We start from the raw sequence: 20,621 nt of genomic DNA, 5'->3' as shown, positions 1-20,621 counted from the left end.
TGAATGAAAAATGGTCTGTCTGTCTGGCCGGTCAGAGCGCGCAATCGGCAGCCCATTGCTCAAGAACATTCCTGTACGGCTTGATGAAATGCTCCTGCGCAAACCTGCCCTGCTTGACGGCCAGCTGGCTGCGCTCTTCACGGTCATAGACAATCTGCGTCAACGAGTAATCATGGTTCTTCAGGCTCGGCTGATAGATTTTTCCTGCCGCGCAATTGGCGTTGTAGATCTCGGGGCGATAAATCTTCTGGAAGGTCTCCATGGTGCTGATGGTGCCGATCAACTCGAGATTCGTGTAGTCGGCCAGCAGGTCGCCCTGAAAATAGAAAGCCAGGGGTGCCACGCTATTGGGCGGCATGAAGAATCGAACCTGCATTCCCATCTTCCCGAAATACCGGTCCGTCGATGAAAGCTCATTTTGCTGATACTCGGCACCCAGTACGGGATGCTGGTTTCCGGTGCGCTGATAGGTCTTGCTGGTAGAGGCGCTGATGCAGATGACCGGGGGCTTGTTGAAGTGCTCCCTGTACGTGCTCGAACGGGCGAACTGCTTGAACAGCTTGCCATGCAGGTCGCCAAAATCGTCGGGCGTGCCGAACTCCTGGCGGTTGATGTTGTATTCCGGCAGCAGAACACTGAAGTCATAGTCACGCACGTAGGAAGAAAAATTATTCCCTGCAATGCCGGCTATGCGCTTGTTCGATCTTCTGTCGAGAATGCTGGTCTTCAATATCTCGATCAACGGAAATACGCCACTTCCCATCTCGGCACTCATGCCCATGTCCACGGAGATGATGTCCAGCTCGACTGAGTAACGGTCTCCCGTCGGATTGTCCCAATGCGCCAGGTCATTGAAGCGGTTGTCAATCATCCTCAGCGTGTGGCGCAGGTTCTGTTGCCGGCTCGCTCCCCGGGCCAGATTGGCAAAGTTGGTGGTAATGCGCGTGCTGTCCGATGGATGATAGTTCTCATCGAAACGGATGCTCTTGAGGCTGAAGTGCAGTTCTGCGTTCATGGTGATCCAATGACCTGATTTAGAAACAAAAAACGTGGGGTGATTCAGGCCGCAGCCATTTCCTCGGCCAGGCAGGGCCTGGCGCGGTGCATCAGCTCGACCAGCGGCAATGCCCGTTGCACCGCCAGAGCGGCCCGCTGTATCAGGGCCTCGTCGTGCAGGCGGTAGTCCACGAAATCCTTGTCGGTCGCGTAGACGCCCAGCGGCAGCGTGCGCGCCTGGAAGAAGCTGAACAGCGGCCGCAGCTGGTGGTCGATCACCAGGGCATGGCGCTCACTGCCACCGGTGGCCGCCAGCAGCACGGGCTTGTCGATCAAGGCGTCCTGGTGGACGAAGTCGAAGAAGTGCTTGAACAGCCCGGTGTAGGCGCCACGAAAAACCGGTGTGACCACCACCAGCACATCCGCCTGCTCCACCGCCGCAAGCTCACACTCCACCCTCTCGGGCAACTGCGAGCGCCACACCGCGCCGGCAAGCTGCGGTGCGAGCTGGCCCAGTTCCACCAGGCGTTGTTCGCACGGAACTTCGTCGGCGATCAGATCAGACAGATGCTCTGCCAGCGCGGCAGATTTGGAGGGGCGTTGCAGTCCACCGGAAACGGCGACCAGACGGAGCGGACGTGACATGGCTGCGCTCACGCGAGATGGCCAAGTTCAGCGCGGGAGCCGGCTCTGGCATACATGCGATCCGAGGGTGTGGTGTTGACCATGACTGCTTCCCAAATGCAAACGAACAATGGGAGCGAATGGTATGGATGCGAATCGATGAAGTAAAATGGTTTTATTTCACAGATGCATGAACTGCATTCATGTGAAAGTATGATCCCATCCTTCTGCGCACTGCGCTATGCGGCAGCCATGCCAGGGCCTGCGCGCAACGGAGTTGCAGCGCAGTGAATACAAGGCCAGTTCAGCCGCCCGCCCCCTGAACCTGCACCAGGCACTCCCGCAACGCCTGCGCCACAGGCCCCAGCACGCGGTCACGCCTTTGCAGCAGGCCCAGCGTGCGCCACACATCGGGCGCGGTCAGGGGTACGCCGCAGACCTGGGCGTGGTCCTGGCGCAGGGCCAGCTGGGGCACGGCGGCCAGGCCCAGGCCGGCTTCCACCAGGGCCAGGGCGCCTGTGACGTGGTTGCACTCGTGCCAGGCCACGGGCTGCTCGGGCAGGCCGGCCATCACCTGGTCCAGCAGCAGCCGGTTGCCGCTTTTGTGGGAGACGGAGACCAGGCGCTTGCCCGCCAGCTCGGCCCATTCCACCTGGCTGCGCGCGGCCCAGGCGTGGCTGCGCGGCATGGCCAGCACATAGCGCTCGCGCGTGAGCGCCTCAAAGCGCAGCGACGGCTCCTGGCTGCCCGTGAAGCTCAGGCCAAAGTCCGCATCCCCGCGCAGCACGGCCTCCACCACCTGCTGCGCACTCTCGTCGATGACATGCACCTGCACATCGGGCTGCTCCACGGCAAAGGACTTCAGCACGGGCGGCAGCAGATTGGTGGCCACCGAAGGCACGCAGGCAACCGTCACGCGGCCACGGCGCAGCTTCAACTGGTCATCCACGCGCTGCACGGCCTCGTCCAGGCCGGCCAGGGCCCTGCGCGCCTCCTGCAGGAATTCATGGCCCACCTCGGTCAGTTCCACACGCCGCGTGGTGCGCTCCAGCAGCCGCGCGCCCAGCACGGACTCCAGCCGCTCCACCCGCCGGCTCAAGGCAGGCGGCGACAGGAAAAGCGCTTCTGCGGCCAGGCGAAAGCTGGCTTTCTCGGCCGTGGTCACGAAGGCGATCAATTCCCCCATGTCGAATTTGATGCGCTGCACGCAACAGTCCTTCCAAAAGTTGCAATTCACAGAATAACACCCGCTGCATAGGATGGCGCCCTTGATAAGGCTGCCCCCTGAGGGCAGGCAAGACCAACAAACGGAGACGACATGCACCAACGCAGACTGATCGCAGGCGGCGCCCTGGCCGCCCTTCTTTCCCTGGCCGTGGGCACCGCCCAGGCCCAGGACTTCCCCCCCAAGAAACCCGTGGTCATGGTGGTCGGCTTCGCCGCAGGCGGCTCGGCCGACATTGCCGCGCGCATCATCGCCAAGAAGCTGGGCGAGAACATCGGCCAGAGCGTGGTCGTGGAAAACAAGCCCGGCGCGGGCGGCAACCTGGCCCACACGCAGGTGGCCAATGGCCCGTCCGACGGCTCGGTGCTGCTCTTCGGCTCCATCGGCCCGCTGGCCATCGCGCCGCACTTCATGAAGATCGGCTACGACCCGCTCAAGGACCTGGCCCCCATCACCATGGGCGTGAACTTTCCCAACGTGCTCGTCGTGCCTGCCGCCACCGGCATCAAGACCCTGGGCGAATACGTGGCCAAGGCCAAGCGCGAACCCGGCAAGCTGGACTTCGCCTCCACCGGCCCCGGCTCCGCATCGCACCTGGCCGGTGAACTGCTCAACGATGTCGCCAAGATCGACACCCTGCACGTGCCCTACAAGGGCGGTGCGCCCGCCCTGCAGGATGTGCTGGGCAACCGCGTGACCTCCTTCTACGCAGCCCCGCCCACGGCCCTGCCCCACATCGAATCGGGCAAGCTCATTCCGCTGGCCACCACGGGCCTCACGCGCCCGGCCTACCTGCCCAACGTGCCCACCGTGGCCGAGAGCTTCCCCGGCTTCAACGCCACCAACTGGTACGCCTTCGTGGCATCCGCCAAGACGCCCAAGCCCTTGCTGGACCGCTGGAACACCGAGCTGGTCAAGGTGCTGAACACCCCCGAAGTGCGCGACAACCTGCTCAAGCACGGCCAGACCGCCGCCCCGGGCACCCGCGAGGAACTGGGCCAGTTCATCGCCGCCGAGCACGCCAAGTGGGGCCGCATCATCCGCGAGCGAAAAATCACCGCCGATTGATCCCCCTCAGAAGGCTCGGCTGCCTCGGCAGCCATCCCCCAACCATAAAAAACCAGGAGACAAACCATGACCGCCATCCGTTCCACCCCCCTGCAGTCCGCTGTGCAGCTCTCCGTGCCATCCACCCTGCGCCGCCGCACCCTGGGCGCGCTGCTTGGCGGCGCCCTCAGCCTGGGCCTGGCCCTGGGCGCTGCCACGCCCTCCACTGCCGCCGCAGATGAAATCCGCGTGGTCACCTCGGGCGGCTTCTCTGCCGCCTACGACCAGCTGATACCCCTGTACGAGCAGGCCACGGGCCACAAGGTCGTCACCTCGCGCGGCGCCTCCATGGGCAATGCGCAGGACTCCATTCCCAGCCGCCTGGCGCGGGGCGAGCAGTTCGATATCGTCATCCTCGCGGATGGAGCCTTGGACAATCTGGCCGCCCAAGGCAAGGTGGAAGCGGGCAGCCGCGTGGACCTGGCGCGTTCCATGATCGGCATGAGCGTGCGCAAGGGCACGCCCAAGCCCGACATCAGCACCGTGGACGCGCTCAAGCAGACCCTGCTGGATGCCAAGACCATTGCCTACTCGGCCAGCGCCAGCGGCACCTATCTGGCCAACGAACTGTTCCCGCGCCTGGGCGTGGCCGAGCAGATGAAGGGCAAGGCCACCCGCATCCTCAGCGAGCGCGTGGGCGCTGTGGTGCTGCGTGGCGATGCGGACATCGGCTTCCAGCAGGTCAGCGAACTGCTGCCGTTCAAGGAACTGGAATTCGTCGGCCCCCTGCCCGATGAAGTGCAGCAGCGCGTCTTCTTCTCCGCAGGCGTGGCCACCGGCGCCAAGAGCCCTGAGACGGCGCGACACCTGATCCGCTTCCTGGCAGCCCCCGCCGCCGCACCCATCGTGCGCAGCACGGGCATGGAGCCGGCGGCCAAGCCCTGACGGCAGGCCCCCGAGCCCTCAAGGCACTCAAGGCCCTCGACACACAGGGGGCCTTCACCCCTCCCCAGTTCGACCTCCATTCAGCGGCGCTGCAACGGCACTGCTGCGGCATGCCGCTGCCCCGCCCTATCACCCTCGCCACACCCATGAACACCAAAACCCTGGTGCTGATCACCCTCGCCGCCGCACCGCTGTCGGCCCTTGCGCAATCCAGCATCACGCTCTACGGCATTGCCGATACCGGCGTGCGCTACACCAGCGGCCTCACCGCCGCCAACGCGGCCAGCAACACCTCGGGCGCCGCGCTGTCCAGCGGCGTCAACACCACCAGCCGCTTCGGGTTTCGCGGCCGCGAAGACCTGGGTGGCGGCATGTACGCCCTGTTCAACCTGGAGACCGGCCTGAACCTGGACACCGGCACCACCGCCAACTCCAGCAAATTCTTCGACCGCGCAGCCATCGTGGGCCTGGGCGGCGGCTGGGGCCAGGTCACGGCCGGCCGCCAGACCAACCTGCTGGCAGATGCCATCAGCCCCGTGGACCCCGTGGGCATGCGCTTCGCCGCCTTCAACCCCAACATCGCCACCGCCGCGCTCAGCAGCCACGGCCTGGGTGTGGAATACGGCAGCGCAGGCGCCACCACGGGCTCATACCGGCTGGACAACTCGGTCAAGTACACCGGCCGCTTCGGCGGCCTCACCGCCCGCGCCATGTACAGCTTTGGCGAGACGGCGCAAGGCGGCTCCGCCCGCTCATCGGCCGGCGCGGGCCTGGCCTATGGCACGCAGACATGGACGGTCTCCGGCGCCTACCAGCGCTTCAAGACCGCAGACCAGTGGGAGCTGAAAGCCGCCACCCTGGGCGCCTCCTACAAATGGGACAACCTGCGCCTTGCGCTGAACACCGCGCGCAGCGACGGCCAGACCAACGCCACCACCAGCCGCACCGTGCAGCGCGTGCACTCGCTGGGCGCCACCTGGTCCGCCCGCAGCACGCTGGACCTGACTGCCGCCCTGTACCGCGTGGAACGCGAACGCAGCGGCCGCGCCGCAGACGGTTACACCCGCGCCCTGCTGTTTGCGGAATACAAGCTCTCGCGCCGCAGCAAGCTGTATGCGGAGCTGGACCGCACGCACTGGAGTGGCGGGTTTCAGGGCGGGCAGAACAAGGATGTGGCTACGGGGGTGACTGCGGGGTTGATGCATAGTTTCTGAGGGGCGTTGCAGCGACCCGCAGCGCCCACTTTTGAGGTGCTTGTGTAGGGTTGCTGCAGGCCGACCCAATCCCCCTCAGGCGCGGGCCAAGCGCGGGACGGACAGCGAATGGGCTGGCCGCTCAGCCCTCGGCGATCTCCAGGCAGACTTCTACGGTAAAGACTTCGAGCGTGAAGGATTTGAGGTTCGCGTGCTCGCTGGCCAAAAGACCAAAGGCAGTGGACAGGCGCGCCGGCGCGCCCATGTGCTTGATGGCTTCCGCCTTGACGGTGACTTCTACAGAGCCGCGCTTCAAACTGCTTCATTGACCGGTTGACTACACCGCCAAAAGAGATGGGTTGGCGCTGAGGCAGAATTAACCTATTTCCTTGCTGAGTGCGCAATGGATCAAGACATCTGCTTTTTCTATTCTCAAGACCGCCAACGTCGCATCGCGCTTTTTCGTCGAGAGGTGGGGAGTTTTGGATTTGTCGAACAGTATTACTTCGACAACGAAGCCGCCGGCATCGAGGGGTGGGCCTCCTGCCCGTCAGAGTCATCCTTCTACGCTGACTTGGAGACTGCCAAGAAGGAAGCGGTACAAGGAATCCGATGGGCTGCGAGCGAAGATGGATTTGTCGCTGCCGGAAATGAGGTTTAGTCGCTGCGCTCGGTCAGGAGGGGCAAGCCACGGCAGACTTTGGAGCGGCGGCTTAAGGCTGAGGGCGGACGATCCGCCTCGTTGCTCGACCTGCAGCTTGCGACCCGAAACGGAAGTAGCGACCGCAGCAAAGCGGAAATTCAAGCGCAACAATTGCTACGTGTCTCAGGCTTACGTGGAGTTGGACTTTGGAAACTGCCTGGCATATGCCGCCACATGAGCCGGAAACAGCTCTTCGTAGATGGGATACGCAATTCCCAATACGCTTAGCTCCAAGCCTTCTGGCCCGAGCTCAAACGAATGGTCTTCGAGATGAATGGTGCCGCCGCTGGGCAGAGGCGAGCCGTTCGTTAGCCTTACTGAGAGGAAGAGGTGGTCCTGGCTCCCTCCAGCAGATTCGACGACTGCCTTCTGAACGTTGACGTATGCTGGGAGGGGAACGAAGCGCCCGAAGGCGACGTTCACCCCATACCCGACCTTCCACCGCCCGATAATTGACGCATGAACCCCTGGAAGCATGTCATCGCGAAGTTGTCCGACACTGGACCTCTTTTGGCTCACTGGCATCTTTACTCGGGCGTAGCGTTCTACATGTACGTGCCGAGGAAGTCAGACATCGGCTCGGAGACTATCAAGCCCGACTCCGAAGTGCGCTTTGAGGAAATAGCGCGGCTGGACATCATGCGCTCCCTGCGCCTTGGAGGCTTGGAGGCAACAAACGACCTCGACGTATGTCAACGTGCTGTTGCTTCAATTCCGGAAATAGCCTTGCAGGAAATCGAAGGCGGCATTCAGCTGAGTCTGCGCGGCACCGAAGTCCGCTAGTGGCCGAAGCCGGGCCTAGCTACTTGTGAGCGCAGCACCGCAAGGCTGACTGTAAGCGTCCGGTAAAGGCATCCGGCTGACGCCAGTCCCGCTCAAGCGTCAGAGTCGCTCCACCTCTTCGGCGCCCAGCTTGAACCGCTGGCCCGTGATTCGGTGCCATGCACCTCGAATTCCGTTGCAGCGTCTCTGAGCGAGCTGCGGATGCTGCGAAGCAGTTCAACGGGCATGCCGCGATCCGGATCACTGGTATATCGGCACACCGACGTCTGCGTCTCGCTTGCTGGCACGAGATGGGTTCGAGCAATGTCGATGTCGTTGAAGTCCCCTAATGTGCCCAGTGCCCACTCGTATTCGTTCTCAGCGTCGAACTCGACGGGGGCCAGCCCGATTCGTTCGGCAAGCTCCTCGAGCGAGAGCCCGGTTCTGAAGCTGATCGACAGGTATGTCTTCATCGAGTAAGTTGTGTTGTTGACTTCACTCTTGACATTCTCCTCGCCAGCAATGGGGCAGGAGCTCATTGATGCGGCTGGCCGGCTGCGTCGGCAGCAGTTCCAGCACGTCGCGCAAGTAGGCGTAGGGTTCAAGCTCGTTGAGCTTGGCCGAGTGAATGAGGCTCATCACGGCCGCGCCCTGCTGTTTGCGGAATACAAGCTCTCGCGCCGCAGCAAGCTGTATGCGGAACTGGACCGTACGCATTGGAGTGGAGGGTTTCAGGGCGGGCAGAACAAGGATGTGGCTACGGGGGTGACTGCGGGGTTGATGCATAGCTTCTGAGGGGCGCTGCGAGCACTCGCCCCATTGCCAGCTCAGCCGCTCAGCTTTTTGAACGGCGTGTCGGAAGTGATCCAGCCCTTGCCTTGGGGGCAGATCACTTCCTTGTAACGCAGCTCCTTTTCAAAGCTCCACTGCTGGCCGAGTGCGCAAACGTCCCCTGCGTTGAGGACAAATGCCACCGTCTGTGGATCGCCTTTTTTCAGCAGAACATCGACGCTTTGCGTCGCTTCCCACCGCCCACTCGGCGACTGGCTGCATCCCAGAGTTGCCAGCAACGCCATGATCGCGCCCCTTCGCAATACGGTTCTCATCAACTGCCTTTCTTGTAGTTGTCGCGCTTCAGAACTCTGTCGGATCGAGAGATGGCGATCAGAAGCTCTTTGGGAGAGACCATACGCGATGAAGACGGAACCATCTGGAACCGTGGGTCATGGGCAAGAATCCCAGCGATCTCAAGCACTTCAGCCACATTGGTAGAGCAGCTGTTGTCTGTAAGACTGTATGGCTTCTGGGCGGCGACACGGCTGTCAAGTTCAGACTTGATTTTTGCCTTTTCCGCCAATGAAACTCGCAAAGTCAGCCCCACAACATCCCGATACTCCAATTTGGAACTCAAATAGCCAGATCTTTCAAGAACGGCGTAGCGGCTGTGCGACTGGCTATAGACCTTGCCATCCAAATCAATCGCCGCGTGCCCCCACTGCGATCCTGTGCTGATCAAACGTCCATCAAAGATCAGCACCTCAATCGTTGATGCTTGCTGTACAGGCTCTACGCGCATGCGTTGCGCCATTCTTCTCTCGTAGCCAAAAATCGCAGGCGGCTGCTTCAGGAGCTCGAACATACGCGTCGCTGGTGCTATACGCCCCTTGATCATCACCTGATCACCGGTCAACAGCTGAAACGCCTCGATAGCACGCTCCAGTTCCTGGGACATCTTCCATCTACCCGCAACTGTCTGCGGCAAGGATCACGTTCAAAGTGCCCATTGAGCAATTTCTGAACAACCACCACGTCCTTGGGATGGTTCATTGCCGAACGGCCCACTGGGCCCGAAATTTTCTCAGTCTGTGACACTCCCGCTCCCTCCGTAGCTATGCATCATGAAAACGATAGCTATAAGCTATCAACAAAGAATGCAAAGCTTTATCTGACAGAGGTACACAGGTTTCACGCATGCTCAGGTCACGAGAGCCCCTGCAAACTGCTCTTGCTTACCCTCGAGAGGGCCGAAAACTCCGTTTCCAACGACACTGGGACCACCGCAGGAAGGAAGCCGCTGTGGTCATACGCTGACGGGCTACACGAAACGTGCAGTCTGTCCACTTTGCGGCGGGGTCGCGTCTTTAACGTGAGGCGCACTTCGGCCAGCACCGGACTTTCGATGCCAACACCCAGCTTTGCTCAGGAGACCCTGTGAATCATGCAATCGAGGACTTAACGGCAAAGCCGCCACTGCTGGAAGACCCGACATATCCAGGGCGCACCGGCGGATACGTGGCGCGCATCACCGGGAAGCTTTTGCAGGAAGCGGCGATTGCTGGGCATCGTCAATTGTTTTTGCCCTCGCCGGCTTCGGCGACGAGCTCGTGCGTGTATTTGGGCTCGGACGCCAGAGGAACGCCATTGTTCGAGGTGCCTGGCGAGTTTTACGCCGCCGTCTTTTCGCGAATCAAGACTCTGTTCGATCCTGATGCGGTAGACGACGCAGGGGTGCGCATCGTAGCGTACGGCGGTTGTTCATTTGCAATCTCCATCACCGCTCCCTTAGCGGAGCATTGCGGCGCATCGCTCAGCATCCGTCCAGCAGGAGTGGACGAGGTAGACGCCAAGGATGGGGGATAGTGGGCATGGCCTGCAAGAATCGGCCATGAACAGTCAGCCACAGCAGACTTCCGAGCGGCGGCTTAAGGCTGTGAGCGTTCTGTCGCCGGACGGCAGACTTGATGGGACAGCGCGACAAACCGGAGGTACCCATCAGCGGTCGTTCGTGTCGGCCTGCAATCGACCCAAAGCGGAAGTTCGCTTCAAATGGTTTTGAAAAACCGCACATTATGGTTCATAACTCAGTATTGCACGGGCAACCGCTCTGTTACATTCTGGGTCTCCAGCAAATTCACTGAGCGCACGCGCAAAAGGGGCGTTATCAACCCTCTTTATTTCTTGCAATTCCGCTGGTGAAAGTTGGTCATTTCTCCCTGTTCGAATTTCACGGTTCATCTTATCTCTCAGGCGTTGAGTTCTAGGGGATGCATAGTAAGCGATGACGTCCCGTGCCTCGGAGCCAGACACATACCTTCGCGCGAATGGCAGAGCAGCATCATTAATTAATTTGTTCGAGATAAATGACAACTTGGGGCAGAGGGCAATGTAGGCTGCTGTCCTAGATAAATTATTGTCAGGAAGACACCCTCTGGCTAGACTCGCTTTCGCGATTTCCGCATATCCCATAACTTCAAGCATCTGCGCCCAAGGTTGCTGTTGCTCATTGTCCGCTGCGCTTAAGCTGCCTGTAATGGTTGCAATAACGAAAAATGCAATGATTCGCAATTTTTTCATGAGTGGCTCTCGATAGGAATTTTGATCACTGCGGAAAACCATGCCCCCATGCAAGCAATGGTGAAAAAAATAGACAGCAGGTTTTGTGGTTACAGGCGTTGGATTTTAAACCAAAGGCATTTGGGCACGACCTTCGATGCTCAACTCCAATTCAGCAAGATATTTCAGCATGTGTCTGCTCCTGGCCGACTGGAGACGGCCTGTACCCGTTGAGTGCCCACCCTAAACCGGACGCTCAAGGCGCATTCCCGAAGATCTGCTTTGCAGTGCTGTACTCACCAGTAGCTAGGCCCGGCTTCGGCCATGAGCGGCCGGTGGCGGCGAGTAAAAGCGGACGCTCAACGGTTGAGCTCAGCCGCCTGCGTAGGCTGACGAAGCCAGACGTAGCAGGTCGACTGCAGCGAGGGGTTAGCCATGGCTAACGGCGCTTTGCGAGTGCGTTTCTGAAGACCTCGCGGAACATCGCTACCACCTGACCCTCGGAGTCTGTCTTCAGCGGCGTAAGTCCGAAGTGGCGTCTTCTCTTGTGGTGTGCTAGCACTCGGTCTACTGAGCGGCCATCGCTATTGCTCAGGATGAAACGTCCTTCTGCGCCTAGATCGGATGTTGTGCCCAGAAACTCTCTTCCAATCGCAATCCCAAGCTTCCCTGTGTAGAACTTGCATTCGGCGGTCAGAAGAACGTCGGCTTTCTTCGGATGAACATGTGTTCGCCTACAAAACTGCGCTTCCGAAGCCTCAATGATGGAGAGGTCACATTCGTGTAGAACGCCAGCAAGGCCCTCCACGTAGACTCCGATATGCGCCTCAAACACCAGTCCTTGTGGGAAGGTCAATAGGCCATGCGTGTAGTCGTTCTTAGGTAAGTAGATGCGACCCGGTGAGGTGCGGAATCTAAGGGGTGATGGATTGTCTACGCCTGCCGCAGACTGAAAGTTCACGGAAGCCCCTTCTTCGCAGCCGGCCCTAAGCGCCAAAGTTAATACGTAGATTTCAAACGCATCGTTGGCCGCGGATGGTGTGGTAACGGGGGCGTGGCCTGCAAGAATTGCGTCGTATGCTGACTTCAGGTCAGCCAGAGTCGTCACGAGCTGATCCTCTGAAGAAACTCATTAAACCGGCGGCTTAGCTCCTGCTGCGAAGCGCGATTAGGATTGGCTGCTTCGGCATATGAGCCTTCCTCTCGCTCCTCTTCGTCGGGTACAGTAAATTCAATGGATGAGGCGGTTGAACCTAGTTCGCGAAGCGATTCGAAGGTTGACGCTTTCATAGCGGGTAGCGTTAGAAAAATTTCTTTCAGAGCGAACTTTGTGAGTTCTAACTTCTCGTCATCCGTGTATGGGCGCGAGGTTTCGTACTTCTCGCGTTTCGACTTCTCTCGTGCGGAGAGCGACCCTGGCACGATAAATTCGGCAAGAGGCTGAGAACTCGCATCCTTCGCACTTTGTGATATTCCCTCCGCGAAGGACGCGTTTAGTTGTTCAACCACCCAGAATAATTGTTCGTCTGTGCGTATCGCGTCAAGCAGATCTCGGACTCTGTCTTCCATGCATTTGCCTCAAGTGGAAAGGGGGTAGACGGTTATTGCGATGGTTAACGTAATGTAGACCGCACCAAACCGCAGGCCATCTCTAGCGCTTGTGGTCTAAATTGGTTTTGGGAAAACGCTAAAAGGGCCTGTAGCCTTGCTTTGCGCAAGCGGCTGTATTTAAATACAGCACTAAATTCATCCATAAAACCCGCCGCTCCTCCTATGTTGCACGCTGCACGGTGCTGGATCAGGTCCGTGAGCGAATTTGTTACAAACACTATAACCTACGCACGGAGCAGACCTATGTGCAATGGGTGCGCGTGTTTGCGAAATGGCACGGCTTGTGGCATCCCCGAGACATGGAGCTGCAGTAAATCGAGGCTATTCTGGCCATGCCAGCCATGCCAGCCATGCCAGCCATGCTGGCCAGTGAGCGGCGGGTGGCTGCGACTACTCACTTGTTGCATCGGGCTCCGACAACCGCACGGTGCAGGAGCTACTGGGGCATTTGGGCATGAGCACGACGATGATCTACACCAATCTCCTGAAGAACGCAGGAGGCACCTCCAGCCCGTTGGATGCCTTGGCGCTGCACTTGCAGTCTGGCTGGGTGACGGCTTGCAAGCTTCTAGCTGGATAGCGGCTCAGGGTCGATTGCTGACTGACGCGAACGACCAATGACGGGGAGTTCAGCGCTATACCGCTGATCCCCCGAGCCCGCCGTCAGGCGACTGACTGCTCACGCTGCAAAGCCGACACCTGCAGGCAACATATGAGCGTCACCAAATGGGCAGATATCAGACCAGAAGCTGGCCCTCCAGCCAAGCCGGTTGACCAGTCAGGAGATGCTCCGTGTCGCATTGCTTTCCAAGGCGGCGTTCACGGAGCTGCGCATACTGGCAGATCCTAGGCTCAAGGTCGCGGAAACTTCCGCCGCAACTCCAGCATGGTTCCGATCACAGAAAGCCCATGTTCGTCACTGCGCATGACGGGATGGTCTTGATTGAGCGGGATCAGCTCAAACACCTCATTACCAAGCCTATCGTTTCCGTGTAGCCGGTATTTCCGAAACAAGGCTTCGGTCTTTCCAACCTGGGCGGCCACGTAGTCTCCGGGCTGGGGCTTGACACCTGGATCGATCAGCACGCGGTCTCCTTCTCGGAACTCCGGAGTCATGGAGTTTCCAGCCAACTGGAGGAAGAAAGCATGAACTGACGCATCGTTGGCAGAGACTTCCGTGCCCAGACTCTCCAAGCCCTCGACGGCTTCACTTCGGGCAACGGCCTGGCTGGAAGTAAGCACCGGGTATCGCCGAATTCCACGGGGAAGCTGAGCAAGCATCGCCGCCTCGTCAGGCGTCATCACCCCCTCGCCGCTTTCCAGCCAAAGAGCGCTCACTCCGCACGCTGCTGCCATCGTGGCAGTCCGCTTGGAACCATGTCCCTTCGACTCAAGATCTCCAATGGAGGACTGCTTCAACCCTGCCTTTGCGGCGAGCTCCTCTTGAGTAAGACCTGCATGAGCACGAGCTGCTTTAAGACGCTTAGCGAAATCTGTGGACATAGCGCCGAAGCTTACGGAAAACCGATAACGATATATCGTTTGTTTTTTAACGATTAAACGTTAGACTGCGTGCATGCAATGGAAAGACTACCTCGCCAAGCTTGCAGCGAAGGGTGTCAGTCAAAGCCAGATCGCCCGCGAAGTGGGCTGCGGTCAAGCAACGATTTCTGACCTCGCACTGGGCAAGACCAAGGAACCACGAACATCTTTGGGTATGGCGCTCATGCGCATCGGTGCCCGCTGCGGTATCGAGACACCCTTCGGTTCGGTTCACCCAGGCCAAAGTCGCAAAACCGATGAGTGAAGCGATGCACATCACCCACCACTTCACCCCCGGCCTGCGCTTCGCCGCACGCTGGAAGTACGCCGCCCGCGCGCCATCGGGGCGGGCCTATTGGTCGCGGCTGCCTCTCGGGCAGCCGGATGCGGGCAGGGCCGATCCGCATGGCGCCTGGTGGTGCGTGAGGCGCTGCGCTGCCGTGCTGCGGCGGGAGATGTGGCAGTCGGTGGATCTGCCGCCAGGCATGCCCTTGCGGCCGGGGCCGGAAGATGTGGCGCTGGCTCTGCACGCGCTGATGCCGCGTTGGCAGGTGCAGCTCAGCGCAGGGGCCGGGCACAGTCCGCTGCAGTCCTGCACCCGGGCGCTGTTGGCGGGCGGCGGGGCCGTGCTGCAATTGCAGTCAGAGGCGCTGCACCGGTGCCCGCAGAGCACGTTCTGGGCCTGGGTGATTGGTGTGGAGATGCATCAGAGAATGCTGCCCGCGCCGGTGAAGCCATGGCCCTCACGCCGTGCGCCCCGCCCTGCCGCGCTGCTGACCATTCCCTTTGGCTGGAGCATGCCCTGGGCCTGCGGCTATGCGGCGCGGGTGCAGGTGAACCGCGACGGGCATTGCGATGTGGATGGCATAGACGGGCAGTGGCGCGAGTGCCGCTGCCTGGCCGCGATCACGCTGTCGCCCGCGCAACGCGGCAATGCAGGGCCATTGACGGGGCAAGCACCGTGTTGAAGTCCACCACGACAAGGTCCCACATGGATGAGACCACGCACCTCACCCACCGCTTCACCCGAGGGCTTCGCTTTGACGGACTGTGGACCTACTCGGCGCTCACGCCTTCAGGCCGAGCCTATTGGGCACGGCTGCCGGCAACCCGGGCAGGCGGCATGGCTGCAGCAGATCCACAGCGGGCCTGGTGGTGCGCGCGCCAGTGCGTTGCAGTGCTCAATCGCAGGCCCTGGCGTTCCGCGCATCTGCCCTCGGGCCTGCCTGCGCAGCCGGAATGTGGCGATGTGGCGCTGGCCCTGGGCGCAATGCTTGGGGACTGGAACGTGAAGGTGCTGGATGACCCCTCGACACAGGCGCCGCTGCTGCGCAGCACCGATGCGCTGCTTGCCGGTGGCTGCTCTTTGCTGCAACTGCAGACCGAGGATTCAAGCGATGGCGTGCAAGCCGTTTTCTGGGCCTGGGTGATCGGCGTGGAAATGCACGAGAGGTTCCAGCGTGCCAAGCGCATTTCAGCCTTTGACATGCCCGGGCGCCCTGGCGCGCTGCTGATCTGGCCCTTCGGCTCGCCCCTGGCATGGAATCACGCCTTGAGGGTGACGGTGGATGGCGAGGGGCTGTGTGATGTGGATGGCCTGGATGCGCGCGCAAGCCGGTACCGCTGCACGGCGGCCATCACGCTGGAGCCACTGAGCAACGACATTGCCATCAACGGCAGCTTCTCCTGACCGGCTTCTCCTGACCGGCTTTTCCTGACCCGAAGAAATGCAGAACTCCAATCTCACCCCAGAGCAGTACGAGCGGGAAATTCCGCTGGAGCCGAGTAGTCCCGGTCAACGCCTCATCAGCGGCCTGCTCTTTGATGGTCACTGGCAATACAGAAGGCGCGCGGAAGCCGGCAAGACCAGCTGGACACAGCTGCCGATGGCCTCCGACCTTGCTGGCCCGGCCGACCCTTATGGCACCTGGTGGTGCGTTCGCCGGTGCGCCGTGGTTCTGGAGCAGCACCACTGGTTGTTCCTGCGGCTGCCCGTTCACCTGCCCCCGCTTCCCGGCGTGGAGGAGCTGGCGCAGATCCTTGATGTGCTGCTGCCCGATTGGGACGTACAGGCACCTGCTGAATGCGCCCGGACGCCCTTGCTGTGCGCCCAGGCAGTCGAGCAGGGAGGCAGTGCCTTGCTGATGCTGGAGTCACCGGAATGCGAAGGGCCCAAGCCGGGCATTTTCTGGGCCTGGGTGGTGGGGTACGAGCCGGAGCTGCCGTTGTCGTGCACCGACGATTGCGTTGCGTCCGACACATTGCCGTCACCGGGTGCGCAGGCCATGGCGCCTCCCAAGGCTTTGCTTGCCCTGCCCTTTGGCTCGACCCTGCCCTGGTCCAGCGGGTACGCCACCCGGATCCAGGTGCAAGCCGACGGGACCTGTCTCCTGCATGATGCGGGCGGCCCCTGGCACCCATGCCAGTGGCTTGGTACGGTCACGCTTGCAGCCAGGCCCGCACCGGCCTGACGCTGGTGACTCTGCAGCCGCAATGCACATGCCCAGGTCTCCCATTCGTACCTTCATGCCCGGCTTGCGCTTCGATACGCAATGGCGCTACGAGGTGGGTACACAGACGCGCAAGACGCGCTGGGCCACACTGCCCACGGTTCCCGATGCCCAGTGTCTGCCCGATCCGCTGGGCGCCTGGTGGTGTGCACGGCGATGCGCTGCCGTGCTGCGGCAACGGGCATGGCTGCAGGTGCAATTGCCGCTGCAGTTGACGCCACAGCCCGGCCCGCAAGAGCTGGCTCAGGTTCTGGCTTTGCTGCTGCCCGGCTGGAAAGCGCAGCTTGAGAATTTCCCCGCCCTCGCTCCGCTGCGTTGTGCCCAAGCCATGCAGCGGGGCGGCAGCGCCATGCTGCTGCTGGAAATGCCAGGTCACAGGTTTCGCCACCCGGCGCTCTTCTGGACCTGGGTGATCGGCATGGAGCGATCACCGCTGCGCCTGCGTTCTGCAAAAAATCTCACGCGCCTCGAACCCTATCCACCAGCGCAGCCGCTGCCCGAAACCTTGCTGGCCATGCCCGCCCGCCGGTCAAGGCCAGGCGCCAACCGCCACGTCACCCGCATCCAGATGGATGCCACCGGGCGCTGCATCTCGGATGACGCCGCCTGGCCATTGGATGGATGCAGGTGGCTGGCGTGCATCACGCTGGAGCAGTTGGGCGTGGGTTGAGCTGTGGCCGCGGCAGCCAGGCGCCCTGCGCAGCACGCCTCAGGTCGGCGTGTCCACGTCATCCCAGTCATTGCCTTCGAAGCGCACCAGCCAGTTCAGCGCATGGTGGCGCTCCATGAGCACGTCGGCGTTCAGCCCGGCTGGCGCGGGCTGCTGTTGCACCTGGGCCTGGCGCACGATCCAGTGCAGGCGGTAGTGCTGGTCCAGGGCGTCGAGGATTTCGCTGTCGGGCCGCATGCGTGCGGCATGCAGGGCGCCCTTTAGGTCGCCCGCCTGCAGCAGGGTGCGCGAGGTGAGCGGCACGTCGCAGATGGCGTCGGGGAACGGCAGCGTATCGACCAGGCCCAGCACCCATTCCAGCAAATACGCGGCTTCGTAGCGCCAGCCGAACTTGGCGATGGCCTCTTCGGAGGGCTGGGCAGTGGCCATGAATTCGCGCTCGTTGGGGGTGAGCGCGGCCTGGGCGGCCGGCAGGCGCTGGAACAGCTGCTCGGGCGTGAGCGGTTCGCCACTGTTCAGTGCTTCGTTCAGTGCGTCGTTCAGTGATTCGGCGCGCACGGCGACGGCCAGCAGGGCGAAGGCGCGTGCGGCGATCTCGTCGGGTGCGCGCATGCGCAGTTCGGGCTCGGAGATCAGCGGCGGCAGGCTGGCCGCTGGCGTGAAGCCGCGCTGCGCCAGCAGCTGCTCACTGCGCTGCTTGCGCTGCCAGGCCTGCTGCGGATAGGGCAGCACAGCCTGGTCATCAGGCTCGGCGCCGTTGGCATCCAGCAGGATGCGGCCTTGCGGATCGCGGATGCTGCCGTCCGTCAGAAAGGCGATGGCGTTGGCGCGCTGCGCCCAGCCGGCAAAGGCGTCGAGCTGGGCCGGCGCAATGCCCAGGCTCAGGTGCTGCTGCACACGCTGGATGTGGCGCATGGCGTGGTAACGGTTGCGCGTCATCTGCCCATCGCCGCGCCCCAGCACATAGCCGACAAAGCCGGAAAGATGGGACGCCAGCTCAGGGTCCGCAAGATCGCGGCGCCCGGCCAGCGTGTGCGGAAAGTCAAGCGCGGGAAGGTCCCAGACTGTGCAGTAGGCGTTGATGAGTACTTCGTCTTCTGCGGCATCCGACTGAGGTTCGTGCGGCTGGTGCTCGTTTTGCGGGTGTTCCTGTTGGCGAGCGGTCTCGGGGGCGGGCTTGCTGAATGCGGTCTTGAGGCGGGTGAGGAGATTTTTCATGTTCACGGGCTTGGTTCCGGGCTTGGTTCCGGGCTTGGTTCCGGGCTTGGTTCCGGGCTTGGTTCCGGGCTTGGTTCCGGGCTTGGTTCCGGGCTTGGTTCCGGGGTTGGTTCCGGGATTGGGAGCGGCAGGAAACGCACCGCCTCTTGGCCACAGTGCGGCCTGCAGGCGGCGGGTGACTCACCCCTGCAGCTCCAGCACCGCCATCCGGTCATACAGCGTGGCCCGCGAGATGCCCAGCTGGCGCGCCGTGGCCAGTTTGTTGCCGCTGTTGGCGGCCAGGGTGGCGGTGATGGCCTTGCGTTCCAGCTCGGCCACCTGCTGGGCCAGGGGGCGCAGCAGGTCGGTGTCGGCGGGGCTGTTGTGGGCAGGGGACGGGGCGGGTGCAGTCTCGGGGCCCGGTGCGGGGGCGGCGGGTTCCACGCCGGATGAGCGCAGCACTTCGCGCAGTTGCTCTGCGTTGATGGCGGTGTCTTCGCTGCGCATGGCGGCCTGCTCCAGCACGTTGCGCAACTCGCGGATGTTGCCGCGCCAGGTCTGGCCGGCCAGCAGGGCCAGGGCGTCGGGCAGGAGTTCGGGCGGGGGCATGTCGTTGCGCAGGGCCAGTTCTTCGGAGAGGACTTCGACCAGGGCCGGGATGTCGCGCCTGCGTTCGCGCAGCGGCGGCACGCGGATGGGCAGCACGTGCAGGCGGTAGAAGAGGTCTTCCCTGAAGCGGCCGTCACGCACCATCTGCGGCAGGTCGCGCGAGGTGGCGGCCACCACGCGCACGTCAAAGCGCACGAGCTGGTTGGAGCCCAGCGGTTCGATCTCGCCCTCCTGCAGTGCGCGCAGCAGCTTGGCCTGCAGGTTCAGGGGCATGTCGCCGATTTCGTCGAGGAACAGCGTGCCGCCGTCGGCCAGCCTGAACTTGCCGTCGCGCGGCTTGCGGTCTGCGCCGGTGTAGGCGCCGGGGGCAACGCCGAAGAATTCGGCCTCCAGCAAGGCGTCCGGCACGGCGGCGATGTTGACGGTGACGAAGGGGCCGCCGGTGCGGGCCGATGCCGCGTGGATGGCATGGGCCAGCAGTTCCTTGCCGGTGCCGGTTTCGCCCAGCAGCAGCACGGGGCTGAGCGACTGGGCCGCGCGGCGCGCCTGGCGCTTGACCTCCACGGCCGCCGGGCTGCTGCCGACAAAGCTGGCAAAGCTGTATTTGGCGCGGCGCTCGCCCTGCACGGCCACGCGCAGGCTGCGGTTGCGCTGGGCGGCCAGCTCGCGCCGGGCCTCGTCCAGGTCGCGCTGCAGAACGGCGAACTTGCTGATGAGGGGCTGCAGCGTGGTCTCCGGCTGGTCGAAGAGCACGATGCCGATGGCACCGATGACCGCGCCCGCATCGTCCTTGAGCGGGATGCGGCTGACCACGAAGGTGCCGGCGCGGTTGGTGAGCAGGTCGATGAGTACGGGCTCGCCGGTTTCCAGCACGCGGCGCATGCGGGTGTTGGGGATGACGTCCTCGACCATGTGGCCCAGGAAGTCGTCCACCGAGGCCACGCCCAGGTCGGGCAGGAAGCGCTGGTAGCCCTCGTTGACCCAGACGATGCGCCCTGCCCTGTCGGCCAGGAACATGCCCTGGCTCATGGTGGAGAACAGCTGGAACATGGAGCGCGCTGCCAGCGCGAGGATGCCGTCGGCATCGAGCGGCAGGGGCTGGACCAGGGTGGGTGTGGGCGGCATGGATGGCATCCTAGCGGAGTCGCCTTGGGTCCCCTTGAGATCCCTTCTTGCAGCCTGCGGGTCTGCCGCGCTCAGCCCTGCGCGATGGCGACCTGGGCGCAGATGGCGCGGCACATCTGCGCCGCCTGCGCGTTGGCGATGAAGTAGTAGATGCTGACGCCTTCGCGACGCCGGCCCAGCACGCCGGCCTGGTACAGCGTGTTCAGGTGCTGGGACATGTTGGGCTGCGTGGTGGTGATGTCGGCGAGCAGTTCGGTCACGTTCTTCTCGCCATGGCACAACACGCTGATGATCTTCAGGCGCACGGGCGCCGCCATGGCACGGAACAGCTCCGCAGCGCTCTCGAACACGCTGTCGTCGCTCAGGTCCATGCTGTCATTGCGGCTGTCCATAGGCGTCTGTCATCCTGGTAATGGAGGGTGGGCGGGTGAGCGGGCCGGCATGCTCGCCGCCCCATCGGGCTAGTTTATAGCCCGCAGGGCGGCAGCGCAGGCTCGGCCCGGCTCGGGTTCGGCTTGATCTACGGCAA

General features: G+C 62.3%; 26 protein-coding genes and 1 pseudogene. 12 read left to right on the top strand and 15 right to left on the bottom strand.

The window, feature by feature from the left end; translation table 11 throughout:
* Positions 1-31: 31 nt before the first annotated feature.
* The 3 genes from AC57B5_RS00625 to AC57B5_RS00615 all read right to left on the bottom strand — a co-directional run bounded on the left by AC57B5_RS00625 (position 32) and on the right by AC57B5_RS00615 (position 2,827).
* Positions 32-1,015 carry a DUF1852 domain-containing protein gene (locus tag AC57B5_RS00625; protein ID WP_197942916.1) on the bottom strand — a complete coding sequence of 328 codons (984 nt, stop codon included), beginning with the start codon at positions 1,013-1,015 and terminating at the stop codon, positions 32-34.
* 44 nt (positions 1,016-1,059) lie between these two features.
* On the bottom strand, positions 1,060-1,641 hold the full coding sequence (gene msuE, locus AC57B5_RS00620) for an FMN reductase (RefSeq protein ID WP_197942915.1): 582 nt from the start codon (positions 1,639-1,641) through the stop codon (positions 1,060-1,062).
* A gap of 283 nt (positions 1,642-1,924) precedes the next feature.
* On the bottom strand, positions 1,925-2,827 hold the full coding sequence (locus AC57B5_RS00615; protein WP_197942914.1) for a LysR family transcriptional regulator: 903 nt from the start codon (positions 2,825-2,827) through the stop codon (positions 1,925-1,927).
* A gap of 111 nt (positions 2,828-2,938) precedes the next feature.
* On the opposite strand from AC57B5_RS00615, the gene AC57B5_RS00610 reads away from it, so the two are divergent.
* The 3 genes from AC57B5_RS00610 to AC57B5_RS00600 all read left to right on the top strand — a co-directional run bounded on the left by AC57B5_RS00610 (position 2,939) and on the right by AC57B5_RS00600 (position 6,051).
* Positions 2,939-3,913: a Bug family tripartite tricarboxylate transporter substrate binding protein gene (locus AC57B5_RS00610; protein ID WP_034391632.1), complete on the top strand. Its 975-nt coding sequence runs from the start codon at positions 2,939-2,941 to the stop codon at positions 3,911-3,913.
* Between the two features lie 66 nt (positions 3,914-3,979).
* On the top strand, positions 3,980-4,837 hold the full coding sequence (locus AC57B5_RS00605) for a substrate-binding domain-containing protein (protein ID WP_197942913.1): 858 nt from the start codon (positions 3,980-3,982) through the stop codon (positions 4,835-4,837).
* A gap of 146 nt (positions 4,838-4,983) precedes the next feature.
* Entirely contained in the window at positions 4,984-6,051 is a 1,068-nt protein-coding gene (locus AC57B5_RS00600; RefSeq protein WP_496398509.1) for a porin, read from the top strand.
* A 121-nt stretch (positions 6,052-6,172) separates the two neighbouring features.
* On the opposite strand, the gene AC57B5_RS00595 is transcribed toward AC57B5_RS00600, so the two are convergent.
* Complete coding sequence (locus AC57B5_RS00595) at positions 6,173-6,346, bottom strand: hypothetical protein (RefSeq protein ID WP_197942911.1); 174 nt, start codon at positions 6,344-6,346, stop codon at positions 6,173-6,175.
* An 87-nt stretch (positions 6,347-6,433) separates the two neighbouring features.
* Here AC57B5_RS00595 and AC57B5_RS00590 point away from each other — a divergent pair, with 87 nt between their 5' ends.
* Complete coding sequence (locus AC57B5_RS00590; RefSeq protein ID WP_155294193.1) at positions 6,434-6,691, top strand: hypothetical protein; 258 nt, start codon at positions 6,434-6,436, stop codon at positions 6,689-6,691.
* A 501-nt stretch (positions 6,692-7,192) separates the two neighbouring features.
* Positions 7,193-7,516, top strand: coding sequence for a hypothetical protein (locus AC57B5_RS00585; RefSeq protein ID WP_034391624.1), 324 nt, complete (start codon positions 7,193-7,195; stop codon positions 7,514-7,516).
* Positions 7,517-7,608: 92 nt separating this feature from the next.
* On the opposite strand, the gene AC57B5_RS00580 is transcribed toward AC57B5_RS00585, so the two are convergent.
* From AC57B5_RS00580 to AC57B5_RS00565, 4 genes and pseudogenes are all read right to left on the bottom strand, one after another.
* Positions 7,609-7,968, bottom strand: coding sequence for a hypothetical protein (locus AC57B5_RS00580; RefSeq protein WP_197942910.1), 360 nt, complete (start codon positions 7,966-7,968; stop codon positions 7,609-7,611).
* A gap of 22 nt (positions 7,969-7,990) precedes the next feature.
* Positions 7,991-8,152 (bottom strand): annotated as a pseudogene (locus tag AC57B5_RS00575) (transposase domain-containing protein); the annotation flags it as partial.
* Between the two features lie 170 nt (positions 8,153-8,322).
* Entirely contained in the window at positions 8,323-8,571 is a 249-nt protein-coding gene (locus tag AC57B5_RS00570) for a hypothetical protein (RefSeq protein WP_197942909.1), read from the bottom strand.
* 29 nt (positions 8,572-8,600) lie between these two features.
* Positions 8,601-9,227 (bottom strand): hypothetical protein, encoded by a 627-nt coding sequence (locus tag AC57B5_RS00565; RefSeq protein ID WP_197942908.1) that lies wholly within the window; start codon positions 9,225-9,227, stop codon positions 8,601-8,603.
* A 479-nt stretch (positions 9,228-9,706) separates the two neighbouring features.
* Between AC57B5_RS00565 and AC57B5_RS00560 the strand changes: the two genes are divergently transcribed.
* Positions 9,707-10,135: a hypothetical protein gene (locus tag AC57B5_RS00560; RefSeq protein WP_197942907.1), complete on the top strand. Its 429-nt coding sequence runs from the start codon at positions 9,707-9,709 to the stop codon at positions 10,133-10,135.
* 207 nt (positions 10,136-10,342) lie between these two features.
* Here AC57B5_RS00560 and AC57B5_RS00555 read toward each other — a convergent pair whose 3' ends face one another.
* From AC57B5_RS00555 to AC57B5_RS00545, 3 genes are all read right to left on the bottom strand, one after another.
* On the bottom strand, positions 10,343-10,849 hold the full coding sequence (locus AC57B5_RS00555; RefSeq protein WP_197942906.1) for a hypothetical protein: 507 nt from the start codon (positions 10,847-10,849) through the stop codon (positions 10,343-10,345).
* Between the two features lie 418 nt (positions 10,850-11,267).
* The gene (locus AC57B5_RS00550) at positions 11,268-11,936 is read right to left on the bottom strand and encodes a hypothetical protein (RefSeq protein WP_197942905.1); all 669 of its coding nucleotides are present in this window, start codon (positions 11,934-11,936) and stop codon (positions 11,268-11,270) included.
* Positions 11,933-12,397: a hypothetical protein gene (locus AC57B5_RS00545; protein ID WP_197942904.1), complete on the bottom strand. Its 465-nt coding sequence runs from the start codon at positions 12,395-12,397 to the stop codon at positions 11,933-11,935. The genes AC57B5_RS00550 and AC57B5_RS00545 overlap by 4 nt, the downstream gene beginning before the upstream one ends.
* Positions 12,398-12,618: 221 nt before the next feature.
* Between AC57B5_RS00545 and AC57B5_RS00540 the strand changes: the two genes are divergently transcribed.
* Positions 12,619-12,753 (top strand): phage integrase N-terminal SAM-like domain-containing protein, encoded by a 135-nt coding sequence (locus tag AC57B5_RS00540; RefSeq protein ID WP_415750683.1) that lies wholly within the window; start codon positions 12,619-12,621, stop codon positions 12,751-12,753.
* A 538-nt stretch (positions 12,754-13,291) separates the two neighbouring features.
* Here AC57B5_RS00540 and AC57B5_RS00535 read toward each other — a convergent pair.
* Complete coding sequence (locus AC57B5_RS00535; protein WP_197942903.1) at positions 13,292-13,942, bottom strand: LexA family protein; 651 nt, start codon at positions 13,940-13,942, stop codon at positions 13,292-13,294.
* Positions 13,943-14,015: 73 nt separating this feature from the next.
* On the opposite strand from AC57B5_RS00535, the gene AC57B5_RS00530 reads away from it, so the two are divergent.
* From AC57B5_RS00530 to AC57B5_RS00510, 5 genes are all read left to right on the top strand, one after another.
* Positions 14,016-14,246 (top strand): helix-turn-helix domain-containing protein, encoded by a 231-nt coding sequence (locus AC57B5_RS00530; protein WP_012204455.1) that lies wholly within the window; start codon positions 14,016-14,018, stop codon positions 14,244-14,246.
* A gap of 4 nt (positions 14,247-14,250) precedes the next feature.
* Positions 14,251-14,949 carry a hypothetical protein gene (locus AC57B5_RS00525; protein WP_197942902.1) on the top strand — a complete coding sequence of 233 codons (699 nt, stop codon included), beginning with the start codon at positions 14,251-14,253 and terminating at the stop codon, positions 14,947-14,949.
* 23 nt (positions 14,950-14,972) lie between these two features.
* Positions 14,973-15,671 (top strand): hypothetical protein, encoded by a 699-nt coding sequence (locus tag AC57B5_RS00520; protein ID WP_197942901.1) that lies wholly within the window; start codon positions 14,973-14,975, stop codon positions 15,669-15,671.
* A gap of 37 nt (positions 15,672-15,708) precedes the next feature.
* Complete coding sequence (locus AC57B5_RS00515; protein ID WP_197942900.1) at positions 15,709-16,452, top strand: hypothetical protein; 744 nt, start codon at positions 15,709-15,711, stop codon at positions 16,450-16,452.
* A 232-nt stretch (positions 16,453-16,684) separates the two neighbouring features.
* A complete protein-coding gene (locus AC57B5_RS00510; RefSeq protein WP_496398508.1) occupies positions 16,685-17,161 on the top strand; it encodes a hypothetical protein in 477 nt (158 codons plus the stop codon).
* Positions 17,162-17,200: 39 nt separating this feature from the next.
* On the opposite strand, the gene AC57B5_RS00505 is transcribed toward AC57B5_RS00510, so the two are convergent.
* From AC57B5_RS00505 to AC57B5_RS00495, 3 genes are all read right to left on the bottom strand, one after another.
* Positions 17,201-18,379, bottom strand: coding sequence for a DUF4272 domain-containing protein (locus AC57B5_RS00505; RefSeq protein ID WP_197942899.1), 1,179 nt, complete (start codon positions 18,377-18,379; stop codon positions 17,201-17,203).
* A 180-nt stretch (positions 18,380-18,559) separates the two neighbouring features.
* A complete protein-coding gene (locus AC57B5_RS00500; protein ID WP_071954838.1) occupies positions 18,560-20,092 on the bottom strand; it encodes a sigma-54 interaction domain-containing protein in 1,533 nt (510 codons plus the stop codon).
* Between the two features lie 71 nt (positions 20,093-20,163).
* On the bottom strand, positions 20,164-20,484 hold the full coding sequence (locus tag AC57B5_RS00495) for an ArsR/SmtB family transcription factor (protein ID WP_013803351.1): 321 nt from the start codon (positions 20,482-20,484) through the stop codon (positions 20,164-20,166).
* Between the last annotated feature and the right edge of the window lie 137 nt (positions 20,485-20,621).

The sequence above is a fragment of the Delftia sp. BGA-UO-ETr-SB1 genome (assembly GCF_059567865.1).
The sequence above is the reverse complement of the archived record's forward strand: the minus strand, read 5'-3'. Positions and strand labels throughout refer to the sequence as shown.